We start from the raw sequence: 21797 nt of genomic DNA, 5'->3' as shown, positions 1-21797 counted from the left end.
GTACTGCTGCGTACTCTTCCCAACAACTTTGCCCTGCGCTCTGGGGCTCTCAAGTGTGAAAAAAAGCCGTGAAAAGCCAACGACCTGTAAACCTAGATCTTAGGACAATAAAACTCCCCATCACTGCTTACACGTCGATTCTCCACCGTGTATCCGGTGTCATCCTGTTCGTCGGTGTCGCCCTGCTGCTGCTCGCGCTCGATACCTCGCTGTCTTCGCCAGAAGGCTTCGAGGAGGTTCGTGCGTATCTGGGTAGCCCCTTGGCCAAGCTGGTGAGCTGGGCGTTGTTGTCCGCACTGCTGTATCACCTGGTGGCGGGTGTGCGTCACCTGATCATGGACTCTGGCCATGGCGAGACGCTGGAAGGCGGCAAGCTGGGCTCGAAAATCGTAATCGCCTTGTCGGCGGTGCTGATCGTTCTGGCGGGAGTGTGGATATGGTAACCAATGTCACCAACTTTTCGCGCTCGGGTCTGTATGACTGGATGGCGCAGCGCGTTTCTGCAGTGGTTCTTGCGGCTTATTTCCTGTTCCTGCTTGGGTACCTGGTTGTGAATCCGGGGCTGGAGTACGCCCAGTGGCACGAGCTGTTCTCGGCCAACTGGATGCGCATCTTCAGCCTGCTGGCTCTGGTTGCCCTGAGTGTGCACGCATGGGTCGGTATGTGGACGATCTCCACCGACTACCTGACCAATATGGCGATCGGTAAGTGGGCTACCGGCGTTCGTTTCCTGTTCCAGGCGGTGTGTGGCATTGCCATGTTCATCTTCTTCGTCTGGGGCGTGCAGATTCTTTGGGGTATCTGATTCATGGCTAATATTCGTACGCTTTCCTTCGACGCCATCATCGTTGGTGGCGGTGGCGCCGGTATGCGCGCGGCGCTGCAACTGTCCCAGTCCGGTCACAAGACGGCTGTGGTCACCAAGGTTTTCCCGACTCGTTCGCACACCGTTTCCGCCCAGGGCGGGATCACCTGCGCTATCGCTTCGGCCGACCCGAACGATGACTGGCGCTGGCACATGTACGATACCGTCAAGGGTTCCGACTACATCGGCGACCAGGACGCGATCGAGTACATGTGTTCCGTCGGTCCCGAGGCCGTGTTCGAGCTCGAGCACATGGGGCTGCCGTTCTCCCGTACCGAGCAGGGCCGTATCTACCAGCGTCCGTTCGGCGGTCAGTCCAAGGACTTCGGCAAGGGCGGTCAGGCCGCTCGTACTTGCGCCGCTGCCGACCGTACCGGCCACGCACTGCTGCACACCCTTTATCAGGGCAACCTGAAGAACGACACCGTATTCCTCAACGAGTGGTACGCGGTCGATCTGGTGAAAAATCAGGATGGTGCTGTCGTTGGCGTGATCGCCATCTGCATCGAGACGGGTGAAACCGTCTACATTCGCTCCAAAGCTACTGTTCTCGCAACCGGTGGTGCCGGTCGTATCTATGCATCGACCACCAACGCCCTGATCAATACCGGCGATGGTGTCGGCATGGCGCTGCGTGCGGGTGTGCCGGTTCAGGATATCGAAATGTGGCAGTTCCACCCGACCGGTATTGCCGGCGCCGGCGTGCTGGTGACCGAAGGTTGCCGTGGCGAGGGTGGCTACCTGATCAACAAGCATGGCGAGCGTTTCATGGAGCGTTATGCTCCGAACGCGAAGGATCTGGCTGGTCGTGACGTGGTTGCGCGTTCGATGGTCAAGGAAATCCTGGCCGGCAATGGTTGTGGTCCGGACGGTGATCACGTGATGTTGAAACTGGATCACCTGGGCGAGGAAGTGCTGCATAGCCGTCTGCCGGGCATCTGTGAGCTGTCGAAGACCTTCGCTCACGTCGATCCGGTGACTGCTCCGGTTCCGGTTGTGCCGACCTGTCACTACATGATGGGTGGTATCGCCACCAACATTCATGGTCAGGCCATCACTCAGGATGCCAGCGGTAACGACACCATCATCGATGGTCTGTTCGCCGTGGGCGAAGTCGCTTGCGTATCGGTGCACGGCGCCAACCGTCTGGGTGGCAACTCGCTGCTCGATCTGGTCGTGTTCGGTCGCGCTGCCGGTCTACACCTGGAAAAGGCACTCAAGGAAGGCATCGAGCACCGTGGCGCCAGCGAAACCGATCTGGACGTTGCTCTAAGCCGTCTTGCCGGGCTGAACGAGCGCACCACGGGTGAAGACGTCGCCCCGCTGCGTAAAGAGCTGCAGAATTGCATGCAGAACTACTTCGGTGTATTCCGTACCGGCGAATACATGCAGAAGGGCATTGCCCAACTGGTGGATCTGCGTCAGCGTATCGCCAACGTCAAGATCTCGGACAAGAGCCAGGCGTTCAACACCGCGCGCATCGAAGCGCTCGAGCTGCAGAACCTGCTGGAAGTCGCCGAGGCCACTGCAATTGCTGCGGAGAACCGCAAGGAATCCCGTGGTGCGCACGCTCGCGAAGATTTCGAAGAGCGTGATGACGAAAATTGGCTGTGCCACACCCTGTACTTCCCGGGTGACAAGCGCGTTGCCAAGCGTGCCGTGAACTTCGCTCCGAAGACCGTTCCGGCATTCGAGCCCAAGGTTCGGACTTATTGAGGTCGCCGATATGTTGCAAGTGAGTGTTTATCGCTACAACCCCGATCAGGACGAAAAGCCGTTCATGCAGGATTTCCAGGTCAATACCGATGGTAAGGATCTGATGGTTCTGGACGTCTTGGCGCTGATCAAGGAACAGGATCAGGGTTTCTCCTATCGTCGCTCCTGCCGCGAAGGCGTGTGTGGCTCCGACGGGATGAACATCAACGGCAAGAACGGTCTGGCCTGCATTACTCCCCTGTCTTCCGTGGTCAAGGGAAACAAGCTGGTCATTCGTCCGTTGCCTGGTCTGCCGGTCATTCGTGACTTGGTCGTCGATATGAGCATCTTCTACAAGCAGTACGAGAAAGTGCGTCCGTATCTGATGAACGATACGCCGCCACCGGCTATCGAACGACTGCAAAGCCCGGAAGATCGCGAGAAGCTGGACGGTCTGTACGAGTGCATCCTGTGCGCTTGTTGCTCGACCAGCTGCCCGTCGTTCTGGTGGAACCCGGACAAGTTCCTCGGTCCGGCCGCGTCGCTGCAGGCCTATCGTTTCCTGGCCGACAGCCGCGATACCGAGACCGAGAACCGTCTGGCCGGCCTGGACGATCCGTTCAGTGTGTTCCGCTGCCGCGGTATCATGAACTGCGTTGACGTTTGCCCGAAGGGACTGAACCCGACCAAGGCAATCGGCCACATACGCAACATGCTGCTGCAGAGCGGTACCTGATGACACCCCGGTCGCGAAAGGTTATGCGCTAGCCTGGACTGGCCGGATTGCTTTACCCGTTACACCTGCGGCGCCGAAGTTGAAGCTCGGCGCCGTAGTTTTAGTAGGAATCCCAGCTCACAAAGCCGGGGTTTCACTCTGAAAATTTGATGACCAGCAGGAGCATCCGGGTTGTGCCCGGGAACTATCTGCGCGGTCCGTAGTGGCTTTACCTGAGTCGCTGCTTCAGAACTTGGGAAGTCATGCTGCGGTTTCCACGCTGGTGGTGTCTCCTTATCGAAGGTGACCAGACATGCAAGAAAGCGTAATGCAGCGCATGTGGGACAGTGCCCACCTATCCGGTGGTAACGCTGCCTATGTGGAAGAGCTTTATGAGCTCTACCTGCACGATCCCAACGCTGTGCCCGAAGAGTGGCGCACTTACTTCCAGAAGTTGCCCTCCGGTGGCAGCGCTTCAGCCGATGTATCGCATTCGACGATCCGCGACCACTTCGTCCTGCTGGCCAAGAACCAGCGTCGTGCCCAGCCTGTTTCCGCGGGCAGCGTCAGCAGCGAGCACGAGAAGAAGCAGATCGAAGTCCTGCGTCTGATCCAGGCCTACCGAGTGCGCGGCCATCAGGCAGCACAGCTCGATCCGCTTGGCCTGCAGCAGCGTACCGCTCCCGCTGATCTGGCGATCAACAGTTACAGTCTGACCGATGCCGATCTCGACACCGTGTTTCGTACCGGCGACCTGGCCATGGTCAACGGCCAGGCCACTCTGCGCGAAATCGTCCGGGCTCTGCAAGAAACCTATTGCCGCACCGTTGGTGCCGAGTACATGCACATCGTCGATTCCGAGCAGCGCGGCTGGTTCATCCAGCGCTTGGAGAGTGTGCGTGGCCGCCCCGAGTTCTCGCCGGAGGTCAAGGGTCATCTGCTCGAGCGCCTCACCGCGGCCGAGGGCCTGGAGAAGTACCTGGGTACCAAGTATCCGGGCACCAAGCGCTTCGGTCTGGAAGGCGGCGAGAGCCTGATTCCGCTTCTCGACGAGATCATCCAGCGCTCCGGTTCCTACGGCACCAAGGAAATCGTCATCGGTATGGCCCACCGCGGTCGCCTGAACGTGCTGGTCAACACCTTCGGCAAGAACCCGCGCGATCTGTTCGACGAGTTCGAAGGCAAGAAGGTCGAAGGCCTGAGCTCGGGTGACGTCAAATACCACCAGGGCTTTTCGTCCAACGTCATGACTCCTGGTGGCGAGATTCACCTGGCCATGGCGTTCAACCCGTCCCACCTGGAGATCGTTTCCCCGGTGGTCGAGGGTTCAGTGCGCGCCCGTCAGGACCGCCGTTGCGATCCGGCTGGCGACAAGGTGCTTCCGGTAACCATCCACGGTGACGCGGCTGTCGCCGGTCAGGGTGTGGTGATGGAAACCTTCCAGATGTCGCAGACCCGTGCCTACTACACCGGTGGCACTATCCGCATCGTGGTCAACAACCAGGTCGGCTTCACCACCAACAAGCAGGAAGATGCTCGTTCCACCGAGTATGCGACCGATGTGGCGAAGATGATTCAGGCGCCGATCTTCCATGTGAACGCAGACGATCCCGAAGCCGTGCTGTTCGTCACCCAGCTCGCCGTCGATTACCGGATGCAGTTCAAGCGTGACATCGTCATCGATCTGATCTGCTACCGCCGTCGTGGTCACAACGAAGCGGACGAGCCGAGCGGCACCCAGCCGCTGATGTACCAGAAGATCTCCAAGCAGCGTACAACTCGTGAGCTGTATGCCGACTCGCTGATTCAGTCCAATGTGCTGGACGACGAGCGTGTTCAGGCGAAGATCGACGAGTACCGCACGGCGCTGGACAATGGCCTGCATGTGGTCAAGAGCCTGGTCAAGGAGCCGAACAAGGAACTCTTCGTCGACTGGCGTCCCTACCTGGGCCATACCTGGACTGCGCGGCATGACACCAGCTTCGATCTGAAGACGCTGCAGGATCTGTCCAGCAAGCTGCTGCAGACCCCGGAAGGCTTCGTGGTTCAGCGTCAGGTTTCCAAGATCCTCGAAGACCGCCAGAAGATGGGCGCCGGCGCGCTGGCCATCAACTGGGGCTACGCCGAGACCATGGCCTACGCAACGCTGCTGTTCGAAGGTCACCCGGTGCGTATCTCCGGTCAGGACGTGGGTCGCGGTACCTTCTCGCATCGCCATGCAGCGTTGCACAACCAGAAGGACGGCAACACCTACATCCCGCTGCAGCACCTTTACGAAGGTCAGCCGCGCTTCGACCTGTACGACTCCTTCCTTTCCGAGGAAGCGGTCCTGGCATTCGAATACGGCTACGCCACCACGACCCCGAACGCCCTCGTGGTATGGGAAGCGCAGTTCGGCGACTTCGCCAACGGCGCCCAGGTGGTGATCGATCAGTTCATCACCAGTGGCGAGCACAAGTGGGGCCGCCTGTGTGGCCTGACCATGCTGCTGCCGCACGGTTATGAAGGGCAGGGCCCGGAACACTCCTCCGCGCGTCTGGAGCGCTACCTGCAGCTGTGCGCCGAGCACAACATCCAGGTCTGCGTGCCGACGACTCCGGCTCAGGTCTACCACATGCTGCGTCGCCAGGCGATTCGCCCGCTGCGCAAGCCGCTGGTCGCGCTGACGCCCAAGTCGCTGCTGCGCCACAAGCTGGCGACCTCGACGTTGGAAGAGCTGACCCAGGGCTCCTTCCAGACCGTCATCCCGGAAATCGATCCGATCGATCCGGCCAAGGTCGAGCGCGTCATCATGTGCAGCGGCAAGGTCTACTATGACCTGCTGGACAAGCGCCGTGCCGAGGGCCGTGACGATATCGCCATCGTGCGTATCGAGCAGCTCTATCCGTTCCCGGAAGAGGATCTGGCCGAAGCGCTCGCGCCTTACCAGAACCTCAAGCACATCGTCTGGTGTCAGGAAGAGCCGATGAACCAGGGCGCCTGGTACTGCAGCCAGCATCACATGCGTCGTGTGGCGACCGCGCACAAGAAGGAGCTGTTCCTTCAATACGCCGGTCGTGATGCGTCCGCGGCGCCGGCGGTCGGTTATGCCTCCATGCATGCTGAGCAGCAGGAAAAACTGCTGCAGGACGCCTTCACCGTTTGACCCATTGTGCGAGAGGCCGCGAATATTCGCGGCCTCGATGTAAAAACCGAATCAATAGGACCCCTGAATAATGGCTATCGAGATCAAAGCCCCTACATTCCCGGAATCGGTCGCCGACGGCACCGTTGCCACCTGGCACAAGCAGCCGGGCGACGCGGTCAAGCGTGATGAGCTGATCGTCGACATCGAGACCGACAAGGTGGTCATGGAAGTGCTCGCCGAAGCTGACGGCGTGCTGACTGAGATCGTCAAGAACGAAGGCGATACGGTTCTGAGCGGCGAGCTGCTCGGCAAGCTGGAAGCCGGCGCTGCTGCCGCCGCTCCTGCTCAGGCTGCGGCTGCTCCGGCCCAGGCCGCTGCCCCGGCCGCTTCGGCTGCCGGTGCGGAAGAGCCGATCCTGGCCCCGGCTGCTCGCAAGCTGGCCGAGGAAAACGGTATCGATCCGAACAGCGTTGCGGGCACTGGCAAAGACGGTCGCGTTACCAAGGAAGATGTGGTTGCCGCAATCGAGGCGAAGAAATCCGCTCCGGCTGCTGCCAAGCCTGCCGCTCCGGCTACCGCTGCCCCGGTCGTTGCCGAAGGCGATCGCGTCGAGAAGCGCGTGCCGATGACCCGCCTGCGTGCCAAGGTGGCCGAGCGTCTGGTCGAGGCCCAGTCCTCCATGGCCATGCTGACTACGTTCAACGAAGTCAACATGAAGCCGATCATGGAGCTGCGTTCGAAGTACAAGGACCTGTTCGAGAAGACCCACAATGGCGTACGCCTGGGCTTCATGTCGTTCTTCGTCAAGGCGGCGGTGGAAGCACTCAAGCGTCAGCCGGGCGTCAACGCCTCCATCGATGGCAACGATATCGTCTACCACGGTTATCAGGATATCGGTGTGGCTGTTTCCAGCGACCGCGGCCTGGTGGTTCCGGTCCTGCGCAACGCCGAGCACATGAACCTGGCGGAAATCGAGGGCGGCATCAACGAGTTCGGCAAGAAGGCCAAGGCCGGCAAGCTGACCATCGAAGAAATGACCGGCGGTACCTTCACCATCTCCAATGGAGGTGTATTCGGTTCGCTGCTCTCCACGCCGATCGTCAACCCGCCGCAGACCGCCATCCTCGGCATGCACAAGATTCAGGAACGTCCGATGGCCGTGAATGGTCAAGTGGTGATCCTGCCGATGATGTATCTGGCACTGTCCTATGACCATCGCTTGATCGACGGCAAGGAAGCGGTGACCTTCCTGGTTACCATGAAGGACCTGCTGGAAGACCCGGCCCGTCTGCTGCTGGATATCTGATAGAAACGTCACGGGCTGCAGCTGGCAGGTCAGGTGAGAGCCGGCCGTGCTACCTGCAGCCTTTGGCTTTTAGCTGCTTTTGAAGAGGATTCGTAATGAGCCAGAAATTCGACGTCGTCGTCATCGGTGCCGGCCCTGGCGGCTATGTTGCCGCCATTCGTGCAGCCCAGCTGGGCCTGAAGACTGCTTGTATCGAAAAATACCAGGGCAAGGATGGCAAGACCGCTCTGGGCGGCACCTGCCTGAACGTAGGTTGCATTCCTTCCAAGGCGCTGCTGGACAGCTCCTACAAGTTTCATGAAGCCCATGAGAGCTTCAAGGTGCATGGCATCAGCACTGGCGAAGTGGCCATGGACGTTCCGACCATGGTCGCGCGCAAGGACCAGATCGTTAAGAACCTCACCGGCGGTGTTGCGGCGCTGCTGAAGGCCAACGGCGTGACCGTATTCGAAGGCCACGGCAAGCTGCTGGCCGGCAAGCAGGTCGAAGTGACTGGCCTGGACGGCAACGTGCAGACGCTGGCTGCCGAGAACGTCATTCTGGCTTCCGGCTCCACCCCGGTGAACATTCCGCCGGCGCCGGTCGACCAGAAGGTCATCGTCGATTCCACCGGCGCGCTGGATTTCCAGAGCGTTCCGGGCAAGCTCGGCGTCATCGGTGCCGGTGTCATCGGTCTCGAACTGGGCTCGGTCTGGGCACGCCTGGGCGCCGAAGTCACCGTCATCGAGGCCATGGAGAAGTTCCTCCCGGCAGCCGATGAGCAGATCGCCAAGGAAGCCTTCAAGGTTCTGTCCAAGCAGGGTCTGAAGATTCTGCTGGGCGCTCGTCTGACTGGCTCGGAAGTGAAGGGCGATCAAGTGACCGTCAACTTCACCAGTGCCGAAGGCGAGCAGCAGATGACCTTCGACAAGCTGATCGTTGCGGTCGGCCGTCGTCCGGTCACCGCCGAGTTGCTGGCTGCCGATGCCGGCGTCGACATGGACGAGCGCGGCTTTATCTTCGTCGACGACTACTGCGCCACCAGCGTTCCGGGCGTATACGCCATCGGTGACGTGGTCCGTGGTGCGATGCTCGCCCACAAGGCCTCGGAAGAGGGCGTGATGGTTGCCGAGCGCATTGCCGGTCACAAGACCCAGATGAACTACGACCTGATTCCGTCGGTCATCTACACTCACCCGGAAATCGCATGGGTCGGCAAGTCCGAGCAGGCGCTCAAGGCCGAAGGCGTTGAAGTCAACGTCGGTACCTTCCCGTTCGCCGCCAGCGGTCGCGCCATGGCCGCCAATGACACCGCCGGTCTGGTCAAGGTCATCGCCGATGCCAAGACCGACCGCGTACTGGGCGTGCACGTGATGGGGCCAAGCGCCGCCGAGCTGGTTCAGCAGGGCGCCATCGGCATGGAGTTCGGCACCAGCGCCGAAGACCTGGGCATGATGGTGTTCTCGCATCCGACGATGTCCGAAGCGCTGCATGAAGCGGCTCTGGCAGTGAATGGCCACGCCATCCACATCGCCAATCGCAAGAAGCGCTAATCGGTTTCGTGCTGTACCCGGGCCCGACGTATCCACCGATACGCCGGGCCTTTTGCAAACTGCAGATTCGAAAAGGATTGCAGGTCGCTGAGAGGTATCGTGAATTCGCAGATAGTTTTCAGCGACTTGTGAGGGGGCACGGCGGTTCGCCGTGCCGTAAATGCGCCAATACCTAACCAGACGGTAGAAAGCATGAATCTTCACGAGTACCAAGGTAAACAACTGTTCGCTGAATACGGTCTGCCCGTGTCCAAGGGCTACGCAGTCGATAGCCCGAAGGAAGCAGCGGAAGCCTGCGACAAGATTGGCGGCACGCAGTGGGTGGTCAAAGCCCAGGTGCATGCCGGTGGGCGTGGCAAGGCAGGTGGCGTAAAGCTGGTTCGCAGCAAGGACGAGGCCCGGGCATTTGCCCAGCAGTGGCTCGACAAGCGCCTGGTGACCTATCAGACCGACGCCAATGGTCAGCCTGTGAGCAAGATCCTGGTCGAGGCGTGCACCGATATCGACAAGGAGCTCTATCTGGGTGCCGTGGTCGATCGCGCCAGCCGCCGAATCGTCTTCATGGCATCCACCGAAGGCGGTGTGGACATCGAGAAAGTCGCTCACGACACGCCGGAGAAAATCCTCAAGGCCACCATCGATCCGTTGGTCGGTGCACAGCCGTTCCAGGCGCGCGAGCTGGCATTTCAGCTGGGCCTCAAGGGCGACCAGGTCAAGCAGTTCGTGCATATCTTCGTCGGCCTTGCCCAACTGTTCCAGGATTACGACCTGGCGCTGCTCGAAGTGAACCCGCTGGTGATCAAGAAGGACGGCAACCTGCATTGCCTGGACGCCAAGATCAACATCGACAGCAATGCCATCTACCGGCAGCCCAAGCTGCGTGACATGGCCGACCCGTCCCAGGACGATCCGCGCGAGGCGCATGCCGCCAAGTGGGAACTGAATTACGTGGCGCTCGACGGCAACATCGGCTGCATGGTCAATGGTGCCGGTCTGGCCATGGGTACGATGGACATCGTCAACCTGCACGGCGGCGCGCCGGCGAACTTCCTCGACGTAGGTGGTGGCGCCACCGAGGAGCGGGTGACCGAGGCGTTCAAGATCATTCTGTCGGACAGTAATGTCGCTGCCGTTCTGGTGAACATCTTCGGCGGCATCGTGCGTTGCGACATGATTGCCGAAGGCATCATCGGCGCGGTTCGCGAGGTCGGCGTCAAGGTGCCTGTGGTGGTGCGGCTGGAGGGCAACAATGCCGATCTGGGTGCCAAGATGCTGAGCGAGAGCGGTTTGAACATCATCGGCGCGAGCAGCCTGACCGATGCGGCCATTCAGGTTGTCAAAGCCGCGGAGGGCAAGTAATGAGCGTATTGATCAACAAGGACACCAAGGTCATCTGCCAGGGCTTCACCGGCTCGCAGGGTACTTTCCACTCCGAGCAGGCAATCGCCTATGGCACCAGGATGGTCGGCGGCGTGACGCCGGGCAAGGGCGGCACGATGCACCTGGGATTGCCGGTATTCAATACCGTCAAGGAGGCCGTCGAGGCCACCGGTGCCGATGCTTCGGTGATCTACGTGCCGGCCCCGTTCTGCAAGGACTCCATCCTCGAAGCGGCGTTCGGCGGTATCAAGCTGATCGTCTGCATCACCGAGGGCATCCCGACGCTGGACATGCTCGAAGTGAAGATCAAGTGCGATGAATTGGGTGTACGCCTGATCGGGCCTAACTGCCCAGGGGTGATTACTCCGGGCGAATGCAAGATCGGCATTCAGCCTGGCCACATTCACCTGCCGGGCAAGGTCGGCATCGTTTCGCGTTCCGGTACCCTGACCTATGAGGCCGTGAAGCAGACCACCGACGCCGGGTTCGGCCAGTCGACCTGCGTGGGTATTGGTGGTGACCCGATTCCGGGATCGACTTTCATCGATATCCTCAGGCTGTTCCAGGAGGACCCGCAAACCGAGGCCATCGTGATGATCGGCGAGATCGGCGGTTCTGCCGAGGAGGAGGCAGCCGCCTTCATCAAGGCCAACGTGACCAAGCCGGTAGTTTCCTACATCGCTGGCGTCACGGCTCCTGCCGGCAAGCGTATGGGGCATGCCGGTGCGATCATTTCTGGCGGCAAGGGTACGGCGGAAGAAAAATTCGCCGCACTGCAGGATGCGGGCGTCAAGACCGTGCGCTCCCTTGCCGATATCGGCAAGGCGCTGGCGGAAGTGACCGGCTGGGACATGAAGGCCTGATCGGCCTTGAGGCGCCCGGTAATCGCCGGGCGCTTCTGTTCCAGATTTTCTCGGCTGTGGCGCCGATTGGCGGCGCGCAGCATGCAATTGACTATCCGATAAGTTGCGCGTCGTTCATCGTATTTGCTGCATGCGGCGCAATATTTTCGCGACGTATGCTGACGTTCCGCTCAGCATCCATCGCCGCATCGGTGGCATCATTGTCGCCCCATTCATACGTTTGTTCGGTCCACAAGAGCGACGACGTGCAAGAAGGATTCGGCCCAAACGGCTGAATTACGTTTCCCCTTATCCCTGAAGGAAACCCGTACTCCCATCATTCAGGCCCATATGAAACGTCGACCCGTCGCGCTCGTGAGCTGTGCGTCGCGTTCATTTATGCCGTTGTCCATTTGGTAATTTTTCCTGCATGAATCGTTTGAAAGGTTTTGACTTGCTGGCCCTTGGCTTCATGACGTTCGCGCTGTTCCTCGGCGCTGGCAATATCATTTTTCCGCCTAGCGCCGGGATGGCAGCGGGCGAGTTCGTCTGGCAGGCGGCGCTTGGCTTTCTGTTGACCGGGGTCGGTCTGCCGTTATTGACGGTCGTTGCGCTGGCACGGGTCGGCGGCGGCATGGATCGATTGACCGCGCCACTTGGAAAGGTCGCGGGTACTGTGCTGGCAGTGGCTGTCTACCTGGCGATCGGGCCGCTGTTCGCCACGCCGCGCACGGCCGTCGTTTCATTCGAGATGGGTATCGCGCCGTTCAGCGGCAACTCCGGGACGCCGCTGTTCATCTATACGCTGCTGTTCTTCGCAGCCATGCTGTTTCTGGTGATCAACCCAGGACAGCTGGTCAATCGCATTGGCAAGTTCATCACGCCTGTGCTGCTGGCTGCACTGCTGGTCCTCGGCGGCGCGGCGATTTTCGCACCGGCAGGCGAGGTCGGCGCGGCTACCGAGAACTATCGTGCTGCGCCACTGATCAAGGGCTTTCTCGAGGGTTATCTGACCATGGATACCCTCGGTGCATTGGTCTTCGGTATCGTGATCGCCACCGCCATCCGTGACCGCGGCGTGACCGAGCCGGCATTGGTGACCCGCTATTCCATGATCGCGGGCGTAATAGCCGCCGTCGGTCTGTCGCTGGTGTATCTGGCGCTGTTCTACCTCGGCGCCACCAGCCAGGGTATCGCTGCCGGTGCGGAAAACGGTGTGCAGATCCTGACGACCTACGTGCAGCATACATTCGGTACACCGGGCAGCCTTCTGCTCGCCGTGGTCATCACCCTGGCCTGCCTGACCACTGCCGTAGGCCTGACGACTGCCTGTGGCGAGTTCTTCAGCGCGTTGCTACCGGTTTCCTACCGTACCGTCGTGATCGTCTTCGCGCTGTCCAGTCTGCTGGTGGCCAATCAGGGGCTGACCCAGCTGATCAGTGTGTCGGTGCCGGTGCTGGTGGGGCTGTACCCGCTGGCCATCGTGCTGGTTGCGCTGAGTCTGCTGGATCGTTTCTGGCTGTCGCCGTCACGGGTGCTCGTTCCGGTGATGGGCGTCACGCTGATTTTCGGCATCGTCGATGGTCTCGCCGCAGCGGGCCTGGGTAACTGGGTTCCGGCGCTGTTCAGCCAATTGCCATTGGCGGATCAGAGCATGGGCTGGCTGGTCCCGGTGCTGGTGATGCTGATTCTGGCTGTGGTCACGGATCGCCTGCTTGGGCGTGCTGAACGAGTGCAGAACCGGACATGAAATGATTGTCGCGCGGCATCGCTGCTGGCATTCGTTCGGCCAGCGATGCGGCGCTGTCGTCGAACGTGGTGCTGGTTATAATCTCGCGACGTTTCCGAGGGCGCGTCATGACGTTATCCGATCCAAACCTGCCGCATCTGTTCGCCGTACTGTGGTTCATCGTCTGCTGGGCGGGCTATACCCGTTACGCCAGCTGGCGAGGGCGCGATACGGCCTGTCTGGCAAGTGTGCTGCATCTGTATCGGCAGGACTGGATGCAGCGGCTACTGATGCGCGACAACCGCATCGCCGACGCCAACGTGATCGGCAATCTGGAGCGCAACGCATCGTTTTTCGCGTCCAGTACGTTGATCATCCTCGCCGGTATCCTGACCGTATTGGGGGCATCGGATCGCGCGGTTTCGCTGCTGGCCGATCTGCCCTTCGTGCAGCCGGTCAGCCGCGGACTTTCGGAGCTCAAGCTGCTATGCCTGGCGGTGGTTTTCGTCTACGCGTTCTTTACCTTCAGCTGGTGCATGCGGCAGTACAACTTCTCTGCGGTGCTGGTTGCCTCGGCACCGATGGTCGGCGAGCGAAACGTCAGCGACCAGGAGCGTCGTGCCTTCGCCGACCGGGCCGCGCGTGTCATCTCCATGGCGGCCAACCAGTTCAACTTCGGCTTGCGTGCCTACTATTTCGGCATGGCGACACTGGCCTGGTTCATCCATCCCTGGTTCTTCATGCTCGTCACTGCCGGTGTCGTGGTGATCCTCTACCGCCGGGAATTTCATTCCGACGTACTCGAAGTCATGGTATTCACGCCAACTTCACCGGCCGAAACGCCCAGGGAATAGGGCGCAGCGCAGACCAGGCGGTATGATTCGCGGCTTGATCAACCCTTCGGAATTTCGAATGAGCGATAGCCAGATACTCGAGCGTACCCAGCGCTTCCTGTCCCTCCTGAGGCACTGTCAGGTGCTCGGCCTGAGCGTCGAGCATGCCGACGGTCGCGGGCTCACGTTGCGTCTGCCCTACAGCGAGAAGATCGTCGGCAATCCGGAAACGGGGGGCGTGCACGGTGGCGCCATCACCACGCTGATGGATACCACTTGCGGGATTTCCACGGCCTGTGCATTGCCTGAACTGGAGGTCTGTCCGACGCTCGACCTGCGGATCGACTACATGCATCCGGCCGAGCCCGGCCACGACATCTTCGGCTTCGCCGAATGCTACCGGGTTACGCCGACGGTGATCTTCACCCGCGGCATCGCCTACCAGCGCGACATCAACGAGCCCATCGCCCATGTGGTTGGCACCTTCATGCGCATGGGCAAGGGCACCCAGGGTGTATTCGCCACGGAGACGCCGGCATGAGCGATCTCAATCTGAGCGAGCTGGTGCAGAAAGCGCACGCCACGAACGACTACAACTCGCTGATCCGGCTGGTGCCATATGCCCGGCTGATCGGCATTGAATGCCTGCGTCTGGGTGATGAGATGGTATTTCGCCTGCCGCAGAGCGAGGACAACATCGGCAACCCGATGCCGGCCATTCATGGCGGTGTCATCGCGGGGTTCATGGAGCATGCGGCCATGCTGCATTTGCTGATGTTCATGGGGGCGCCACATTTGCCCAAAATCATCGACTTCTCGATAGATTATCTGCGCGCCGGCCACTATCGTGACACCTTTGCCGCCTGCCAGGTCTGGCGCCAGGGGCGCCGTGTCGCCAATGTCGCGATCACCGCCTGGCAGACCCATCAGGCCGAGCCCATCGCCACTGCCCGCTGTCACTTCAAGGTCGACGAACCCTGATCGCTCAGGGTAGCGGTGTGCGGTGCGCAGGCTCCTGCAATTGCGTGAAGGAATCGAATGGAAGCATTGCTGATACTCGGCGGCCTGTTGCTGATGCTTGCCGGTTTCATCTGGTTGATCAGCCAGGCGTTTGCGACAAGTCTGCTGTGGGGCCTGGGCAGCCTGCTGCCGCCGATGACGCTGGCGTTCGTGTTCGGCCATTGGCGCGTGGCGCGCAAGGCAGTGGTTCTTGCCGGCCTGGGAGTGATTCCACTGGTGGTGGGCCTGTCGCTGTTGGCGAGCCGCGACCCGGACCGCCTGGCTGCCATTTTCAGCATGCGCTGGTTGCCGGCGCAGGTGGAGCCCGAGCTGAGCCTGAAGATACGGGGGCAGCTCAATGGCCATGCCTTCGCGCCGCAACAGGGCGAGCTTATCAATGGCGTGCTTACCCTGCGCGAAGGCCAGGGTTTCTTCGCTCGGCAGGAAGTGATCATTCGTCTGCGCGAACCGTTCGACGAGGCGCTGCGCGTCGACGTGCTGCCCGACGATATCGGTGCGCTGCCCGAGGTCGAAATCGCCTGGCTGAGTAATGACCAGGAGCTGCCGGAAACACGGCGGCTTGATCGCGGCTACACGCTGCATCTCGATTTGCAGCCGGTGGCACCGAACAAGCTCGTCGGCGATTTCCATCTGGTGTTGCCGTCGCAGTATGAAACCAGCCTCAATGGTGTCGTCGAGCTGTTCACCGATCGACTGCGCTACCGCAACGGTCAGGTCGATCGGCGGCACGATTCGCGAGACACCCTGGCCTTCGTCATCGGGGACTATCTGCAGCGCCGTCATGCCAGCCGTGACGTGTCGTTGCAAGCAATGCCCGTGGTAACGCTGCCCGCCGATGAGCTGGAGCTCGAAGTGCCTGCCCGGGTCGGGGGCGAGCTGCAGAGCTTAACCCTGCGTTTGTTCAAGGGGGAGCAGGGCTGGCAGGTCCAGGGAGACGACTATCCGCCTTTGCTGGCCGCTGACGAGGAGGTCGCCGGGCCTGGGCGCGAAGAAACCCGGCCTGCCGTTGCGAACGTGCCAGCGAGCCGTCCGGATCGTCGGCCGGAGTTCTCGATGGAGCGGTTGCTGCGCAATCCTTCGCGCTATGAGCACCTGCTGATGCGCGCGCGTACCGAACGTGGCGGCGTAGCCGAAGGACGCTTCGCCGGCCTGGACGGCGAGGGCAACCTGATCATCAGACAGGTCATCCAGGGACCCGGCGAAGCGACCTACAATCTGGCGCCCGGCGAGATCGTACTGCTCGAGCTTGTCGAGCCCTGATATACCGGCCAGTGCTACAGCCTCAGCGCCGCCGGCCCTTGAAATTCATCGTCGTGCCCCCATCTGCCTGACATCGCCGCAGCCGCGGTCCGTGCCATTACGCTGATGTGGAGTTTGTAGACGATGAGTGTGGAGACTCAAAAAGAAACCCTGGGCTTCCAGACCGAAGTGAAGCAACTGCTTCATCTGATGATCCATTCGCTGTATTCCAACAAGGAAATCTTCCTTCGCGAGCTGATTTCCAACGCCTCCGATGCTGCCGACAAGCTTCGCTTCGAAGCGCTGGCCAAGCCGGAGCTGCTCGAAGGTGGGGCCGACCTGAAGATTCGCCTCAGCTTCGACAAGGAAGCCAAGACCGTCACGCTGGAAGACAACGGCATCGGCATGAACCGCGATGACGTGATCGCGCATCTGGGCACCATCGCCAAGTCCGGCACTGCCGACTTCCTGAAGAACCTCTCTGGCGACCAGAAGAAGGATTCGCACCTGATCGGCCAGTTCGGGGTGGGTTTCTATTCCGCCTTCATCGTCGCCGACAAGGTCGATGTCTACAGCCGTCGCGCCGGCACGCCAGCCAGCGAAGGCGTGCATTGGTCGTCGCAGGGAGAGGGCGAATTCGAAGTCGCCACCATCGACAAGGCCGAGCGCGGCACGCGTATCGTCCTGCACCTGAAGAAGGACGAAGAAGAATTTGCCGACGGCTGGCGCCTGCGCAACATCGTCAAGAAGTACTCCGATCACATCGCACTGCCGATCGAATTGCCGAAAGAGTTTCACGGTGACGAAGCGGAAAAGCCGGCCGAGCAGGAGTGGGAAACGGTCAACCGCGCCAGCGCCCTCTGGACACGTCCGCGCACCGAGGTCAAGGACGAGGAGTATCAGGAGTTCTACAAGCACGTCGCGCACGACTTCGACAACCCGCTGTCCTGGAGCCACAACAAGGTCGAGGGCAAGCTCGAATACACCTCGCTGCTCTATGTTCCGGGCCGTGCGCCGTTCGACCTGTACCACCGCGAAGCGCCGAAGGGCCTGAAGCTCTACGTGCAGCGCGTGTTCATCATGGACCAGGCGGACGAGTTCCTGCCGCTGTACCTGCGCTTCATCAAGGGTGTGGTGGACTCCAACGACCTCTCGCTCAACGTCTCGCGCGAGATCCTGCAGAAGGATCCGGTGATCGACTCGATGAAGTCGGCGCTTACCAAGCGCGTACTGGACATGCTGGAGAAGCTGGCCAAGGACAAGCCGGAGGACTACACGAAGTTCTGGTCGCAGTTCGGTCAGGTGCTCAAGGAGGGGCCGGCGGAAGACTTCGCCAACAAGGAGAAAATTGCCGGCCTGCTGCGCTTCGCATCCACCAGCGATGCATCCGGCGAGCAGTCGGTTTCGCTGGCCGACTACCTGGGCCGTGTGAAGGAAGGCCAGGACAAGATCTACTACCTCACCGGCGAGAGCTACGCGCAGGTCAAGAACAGCCCGCACCTGGAAGTCTTCCGCAAGAAGGGTATCGAGGTGCTGCTGCTCACCGATCGCATCGACGAGTGGCTGATGAGCTACCTCACCGAGTTCGATGGCAAGCAGTTCGTCGACGTGGCGCGTGGTGATCTGGACCTCGGCAAGCTGGACTCGGAAGAGGACAAGAAGGCCCAGGAGGAAATCGCCAAGACCAAGGAAGGGCTGATCGAACGCCTCAAGGGTGCACTGGGTGATGAAGTGGCCGAAGTGCGTGTGTCCCATCGTCTGACCGATTCGCCGGCAATCCTTGCGATCGGCGAGCAGGACCTGGGTCTGCAGATGCGCCAGATCCTCGAGGCGAGCGGGCAGAAGGTGCCTGAATCGAAGCCGATCTTCGAAATCAACCCGCAGCATCCGCTGATCGAGAAGCTCGATGCCGAGCCGGACGAGGATCGCTTTGCGGACCTTTCGCACATCCTCTTCGATCAGGCCGCACTGGCTGCCGGCGATAGTCTCAAGGACCCGGCTGCATACGTTCAACGGCTGAACAAGCTGCTGGTCGAGCTCTCGGCCTGACCCCCGCAGCGCTCTGAGAACGGCCCGTCACTGACGGGCCGTTTTCGTTTCGTGGCGTCTCAGATCAGCACGCTGACCAGGCGAGTGCCGTGGGTGAGATTGTCGGCGACCGGGCAGCGTTTTTCGATCTGCTTCAGCAGCGCCTGTTTACCCTCGCGGTCCAGGTCGGCGTCGATCTCGACCCTGACGCGAAGCTCCTGGAAGCCGGGGCGGACATCGGGGTTTCGGCCGAGCAGGCCAGCTGGATCGTAGTCGGCCTCGATCTCGAAGCGCATGCCGCGCAGTTCGATTTTCTGCTGGTGTGCGATGAAGCGTCCAATGGTGCCAAAACAGCCCGCCACGGCCGCCAGGATGGCTTCCAGCGGAGTCGGCCCAAGGTCCTGTCCGGCAGCACTCTTCGGCTGATCCATGATCAGGCGATGATTGCCACATTCCACCTCGATCGCCATTCCGGCGTTCATCCATCCATGCGCACTGATGGTTTTCATGGCCATGCGATTGTTCCTTTTTTCTGATCTGAATCGATATGGGCGGTCCGGTAAGCTGCGCCATCTGCCGTGATACTACTGGCCTGCGCATGCGCCCTCCCTGATTCCGGTCAAATACGGCCAGGGGTATCGAAGACCAGGGCGTGGCCGCCGTATGTTGCTGGCAAAGCTGAACGGTCGTGCGCTGCAGCGGTCTACTCGCAGGCTGTCAGGAGGACCCAGCGTTGTTCATATCCAGAATCTTGTCCCTGGTTTCCATCTGCCTGCTGTCGCAGCTCGCGATGGCAGAAGAGCGGGAATACCGCTATAGCGATGCGCATCTGCACTACGTGGATTTCTTTCAGGAAACCGATGGCATGCAAAAGTTGCTCGAGGCAATGGATGCCGGCGGCATCGATCACGTGATGATCAGCGGTATTCCGGTGGCGAAGAAATGGCATGAGAACGAGCCCAAGCGACCGCGCTATTACGCTGGTGACGATGCTCCTGTGTACTGGTACAGCGCCACCGATGTGCTGGTTGCGGCCGCCCTGCAGGAACTGGACGAGGAGCAGCGCAAGCGCTTCCATCCGTTCCTCTCCGGCTTCAATCCCAACGACAAGAACGCCGATGCCCATATCCGCCGCATGCTGGAACTCAATCCCGGGCTCTGGCAGGGGTTGGGTGAGGTATTCACGCGGCATGATGACGTGACCGCGTTGACCGAGGGTGATACGCCGCGGGCCAACAATGAGGCGCTGGCGAGGGTCTATCATCTGGCGGCGGAATTCGATTTGCCGGTCATGCTGCACTCCAACGTCACCTCCAAGCGCGAGCGCAATCCGCTCTACCTGAGCGAACTGGAGGAGCCGCTTCGCAACCATCCCCACACGCGCTTCATCTGGGCCCACGCGGGCACCAGCATGGAGCTGCATCGCCACCAGGAAAAGCTGGATTTCCTGCACGGCACGGTCAGCCGCCTGCTCGACGATTACCCGAACCTGTACATCGATCTGTCGTGGACGATGTTGCAGCCCTATCTGCTGGACCCGCAGGGACATCCCGATCCTGAATGGGTAGCGCTGGTCAAGCGCCATCCTGATCGTTTCGTGATCGGTTCGGATGTGGTGGGCAGCTTCGATAGCCTGGCTTCCGGCATGCGGGCCTTTGCGCCTTTTCTCGATGCCCTTCCCGAGCCCGTGGCGCGCCGTGTGGCTCGCGACAACTTCCTCGCGTTGCTGCCGCGCAAGCGCCAGTAACAGCTGCGCTGACCCTCAAGAGTCTGCCGTCGTCACGGCATGACCTGACGGCCTCGCAAGTCGTGGGGGATCAGGTCTAAGTCGCTGGCTCGTTTGGCGCTGGTAGCGAGCCTATTGGGCTGAACATGGCGCGCATGCAGATTGAGGTGGTAGGCCGGATCAAGTAAGTGGCCTGTTCTAACTGGCCGCAAAATATCCGGCGTTGGTGCCTTATACACTGGCCGATGTCAGGACGTTCGTGGTTAACAAGCCTGATGAGTGGATGCGGGACGAATGCGCCTTGGCCTTTCTGGGTGATTACTAGCAGGCAGAGCAGCGCTTCATGGCGCGCACGCGGTAGAGGCACTTTCTTGCCGTCCACCTAAAGTTAGCGCGGCGTCCTGCCGATACTCAAATTAGTCACGGCTGGTGGCTCTGATTCGCCTCTGAAAAAGGTAGTCCCATGTCCATTCGTTCTCTCACTATCGGTAAACGCTCTGCGCTAGCAGCCTGTTGAAATTCGCCCGCGCCCTGTCTGCTTTTGCTGGGTGAGGTTTACGATATCGGCTCCAATCTGTCTGGACTCTCGATTTCCATGCGTGGAGCCGATATCACTCAGGAATCCCTGTTCACCGTCGCCAAGCTCGATGACTTCGTGCCGGCGAACCACCCCCTGCGCGCCATCCGCAAGCTGGCAGACACTGCCCTGCAACGGATGAGCGCCCTATTCGACACCTTGTATGCCGACACCGGCCGCGCCTCGATTGCCCCGGAGAAGTTGATGCGGGCGCAGTTGCTGCAGTTGTTCTACTCGCTGCGCAGTGAACGGATGCTCATGGAGCAACTGGGTTACAACCTGCTGTTCCGCTGGTTCGTTGGCCTGGCTATCGACGACCCGGTGTGGGATCACTCGGTATTCTCGAAGAACCGTGACCGCCTCAATGCCCAGGCCGTGACCGCCGAGTTTCTGAGCGAAGTAGTGCGCCTGGCCGAGAAGCAGGGACTGATGTCGGATGAGCACTTCTCGGTCGACGGCACTCTGCTGCAGGCTTGGGCCTCACAGAAGAGTTTCCGCCCCAAGGACGACCCTCCGGATGACCAGGGGCCCGGCCCGCGCAATGCCCAGCCTGACTTCAAAGGGCACAAGCGCAGCAACGACACTCACGCCTCAACCAGCGATCCAGATGCCCGCCTATATCGCAAGAGCCACAACACCGGCGCGCAGCTGAGCTACATGGGTCATGTGCTGATGGAGCACCGCAGCGGCCTGGTACGCAGCGCCCACGTCAGCCTGGCCGGTGGTCGTGGCGAGCGCGAAGCCGCACTGCTGATGCTGAGCAAACTCGGTGGCCGCCGTCGGCGCACCTTAGCTGCGGACAAGGCCTACGACATAGCAGACTTCGTCGCCGCCTGCCGCGCCCTCGGCGTCACACCCCATGTGGCGCAGAACACCAATGGCCGGCGCAGCGCCATCGACGGCCGCACCACGCGCCACGCTGGTTATGGTCTGAGCCTGAAGATTCGCGCCTGGATCGAAACCCACTTCGGCTGGCTCAAGACGGCGGCAGGCCTGCGTCAGGTGAAGCAGCGGGGGCTTGAGCGTGTCGACGCGCTGTTCCAGCTGGCCATGGCGGCAAGCAACCTGGTGCGCCTACCGAAGTTGATGGCTGCAGGTACAGCGGCATGAGCGCGTTGACAGGAGAGGTGCGCCCGGAGACGGCCCAATTGGGCTATTTCATCTGTCCGGTACCCTGAAAAGG

General features: G+C 60.8%; 18 protein-coding genes. 17 read left to right on the top strand and 1 reads right to left on the bottom strand.

Annotation, left to right across the window (positions count from 1 at the left end):
• Window positions 1–68 precede the first annotated feature (68 nt).
• From sdhC to htpG, 15 genes are all read left to right on the top strand, one after another.
• Window positions 69–443, top strand: coding sequence for a succinate dehydrogenase, cytochrome b556 subunit (sdhC, locus tag B597_RS0223625; protein ID WP_003294793.1), 375 nt, complete (start codon window positions 69–71; stop codon window positions 441–443).
• Window positions 437–805: a succinate dehydrogenase, hydrophobic membrane anchor protein gene (sdhD, locus tag B597_RS39460; RefSeq protein WP_003294792.1), complete on the top strand. Its 369-nt coding sequence runs from the start codon at window positions 437–439 to the stop codon at window positions 803–805. Before sdhC ends, sdhD begins: the two co-directional genes overlap by 7 nt.
• 3 nt (window positions 806–808) lie before the next feature.
• A complete protein-coding gene (gene sdhA / locus B597_RS39455; protein WP_003294791.1) occupies window positions 809–2581 on the top strand; it encodes a succinate dehydrogenase flavoprotein subunit in 1773 nt (590 codons plus the stop codon).
• Between the two features lie 10 nt (window positions 2582–2591).
• Window positions 2592–3296 carry a succinate dehydrogenase iron-sulfur subunit gene (locus tag B597_RS39450; RefSeq protein ID WP_003294789.1) on the top strand — a complete coding sequence of 235 codons (705 nt, stop codon included), beginning with the start codon at window positions 2592–2594 and terminating at the stop codon, window positions 3294–3296.
• A 292-nt stretch (window positions 3297–3588) separates the two neighbouring features.
• Window positions 3589–6420 carry a 2-oxoglutarate dehydrogenase E1 component gene (locus B597_RS39445; RefSeq protein ID WP_003294787.1) on the top strand — a complete coding sequence of 944 codons (2832 nt, stop codon included), beginning with the start codon at window positions 3589–3591 and terminating at the stop codon, window positions 6418–6420.
• A 70-nt stretch (window positions 6421–6490) separates the two neighbouring features.
• Window positions 6491–7708, top strand: coding sequence for a 2-oxoglutarate dehydrogenase complex dihydrolipoyllysine-residue succinyltransferase (gene odhB / locus B597_RS39440; RefSeq protein WP_003294785.1), 1218 nt, complete (start codon window positions 6491–6493; stop codon window positions 7706–7708).
• A 95-nt stretch (window positions 7709–7803) separates the two neighbouring features.
• The gene (lpdA, locus tag B597_RS39435) at window positions 7804–9240 is read left to right on the top strand and encodes a dihydrolipoyl dehydrogenase (protein ID WP_003294783.1); all 1437 of its coding nucleotides are present in this window, start codon (window positions 7804–7806) and stop codon (window positions 9238–9240) included.
• Window positions 9241–9432: 192 nt separating this feature from the next.
• Complete coding sequence (gene sucC, locus B597_RS39430) at window positions 9433–10599, top strand: ADP-forming succinate--CoA ligase subunit beta (RefSeq protein ID WP_003294782.1); 1167 nt, start codon at window positions 9433–9435, stop codon at window positions 10597–10599.
• The gene (sucD, locus tag B597_RS39425; RefSeq protein ID WP_003294780.1) at window positions 10599–11483 is read left to right on the top strand and encodes a succinate--CoA ligase subunit alpha; all 885 of its coding nucleotides are present in this window, start codon (window positions 10599–10601) and stop codon (window positions 11481–11483) included. Before sucC ends, sucD begins: the two co-directional genes overlap by 1 nt.
• 409 nt (window positions 11484–11892) lie before the next feature.
• Window positions 11893–13212, top strand: a complete 1320-nt coding sequence (brnQ, locus tag B597_RS39420) for a branched-chain amino acid transport system II carrier protein (protein ID WP_003294777.1) — start codon at window positions 11893–11895, stop codon at window positions 13210–13212.
• A gap of 107 nt (window positions 13213–13319) precedes the next feature.
• On the top strand, window positions 13320–14045 hold the full coding sequence (locus tag B597_RS39415; RefSeq protein ID WP_024162334.1) for a DUF599 domain-containing protein: 726 nt from the start codon (window positions 13320–13322) through the stop codon (window positions 14043–14045).
• Window positions 14046–14103: 58 nt separating this feature from the next.
• Entirely contained in the window at window positions 14104–14565 is a 462-nt protein-coding gene (locus B597_RS39410; protein ID WP_024162333.1) for a PaaI family thioesterase, read from the top strand.
• The gene (locus tag B597_RS39405) at window positions 14562–15005 is read left to right on the top strand and encodes a PaaI family thioesterase (protein WP_003294775.1); all 444 of its coding nucleotides are present in this window, start codon (window positions 14562–14564) and stop codon (window positions 15003–15005) included. Before B597_RS39410 ends, B597_RS39405 begins: the two co-directional genes overlap by 4 nt.
• A 57-nt stretch (window positions 15006–15062) precedes the next feature.
• Entirely contained in the window at window positions 15063–16304 is a 1242-nt protein-coding gene (locus tag B597_RS39400) for a hypothetical protein (protein WP_024162332.1), read from the top strand.
• 123 nt (window positions 16305–16427) lie between these two features.
• Complete coding sequence (gene htpG, locus B597_RS39395; protein ID WP_003294774.1) at window positions 16428–18332, top strand: molecular chaperone HtpG; 1905 nt, start codon at window positions 16428–16430, stop codon at window positions 18330–18332.
• Between the two features lie 59 nt (window positions 18333–18391).
• On the opposite strand, the gene B597_RS39390 is transcribed toward htpG, so the two are convergent.
• Window positions 18392–18826 carry an OsmC family protein gene (locus B597_RS39390; protein WP_003294772.1) on the bottom strand — a complete coding sequence of 145 codons (435 nt, stop codon included), beginning with the start codon at window positions 18824–18826 and terminating at the stop codon, window positions 18392–18394.
• Between the two features lie 275 nt (window positions 18827–19101).
• Here B597_RS39390 and B597_RS0223620 point away from each other — a divergent pair, with 275 nt between their 5' ends.
• Both B597_RS0223620 and B597_RS39385 read left to right on the top strand, forming a co-directional pair.
• Entirely contained in the window at window positions 19102–20058 is a 957-nt protein-coding gene (locus B597_RS0223620) for an amidohydrolase family protein (RefSeq protein WP_226924995.1), read from the top strand.
• A 574-nt stretch (window positions 20059–20632) separates the two neighbouring features.
• Window positions 20633–21724, top strand: a complete 1092-nt coding sequence (locus B597_RS39385) for an IS5 family transposase (RefSeq protein ID WP_024162331.1) — start codon at window positions 20633–20635, stop codon at window positions 21722–21724.
• Window positions 21725–21797 lie beyond the last annotated feature (73 nt).

The organism is Stutzerimonas stutzeri KOS6, from assembly GCF_000307775.2.
Taxonomy (GTDB): Bacteria; Pseudomonadota; Gammaproteobacteria; order Pseudomonadales; family Pseudomonadaceae; genus Stutzerimonas; species Stutzerimonas stutzeri_B.
This window is presented reverse-complemented; position numbering and strand designations above follow the sequence as displayed.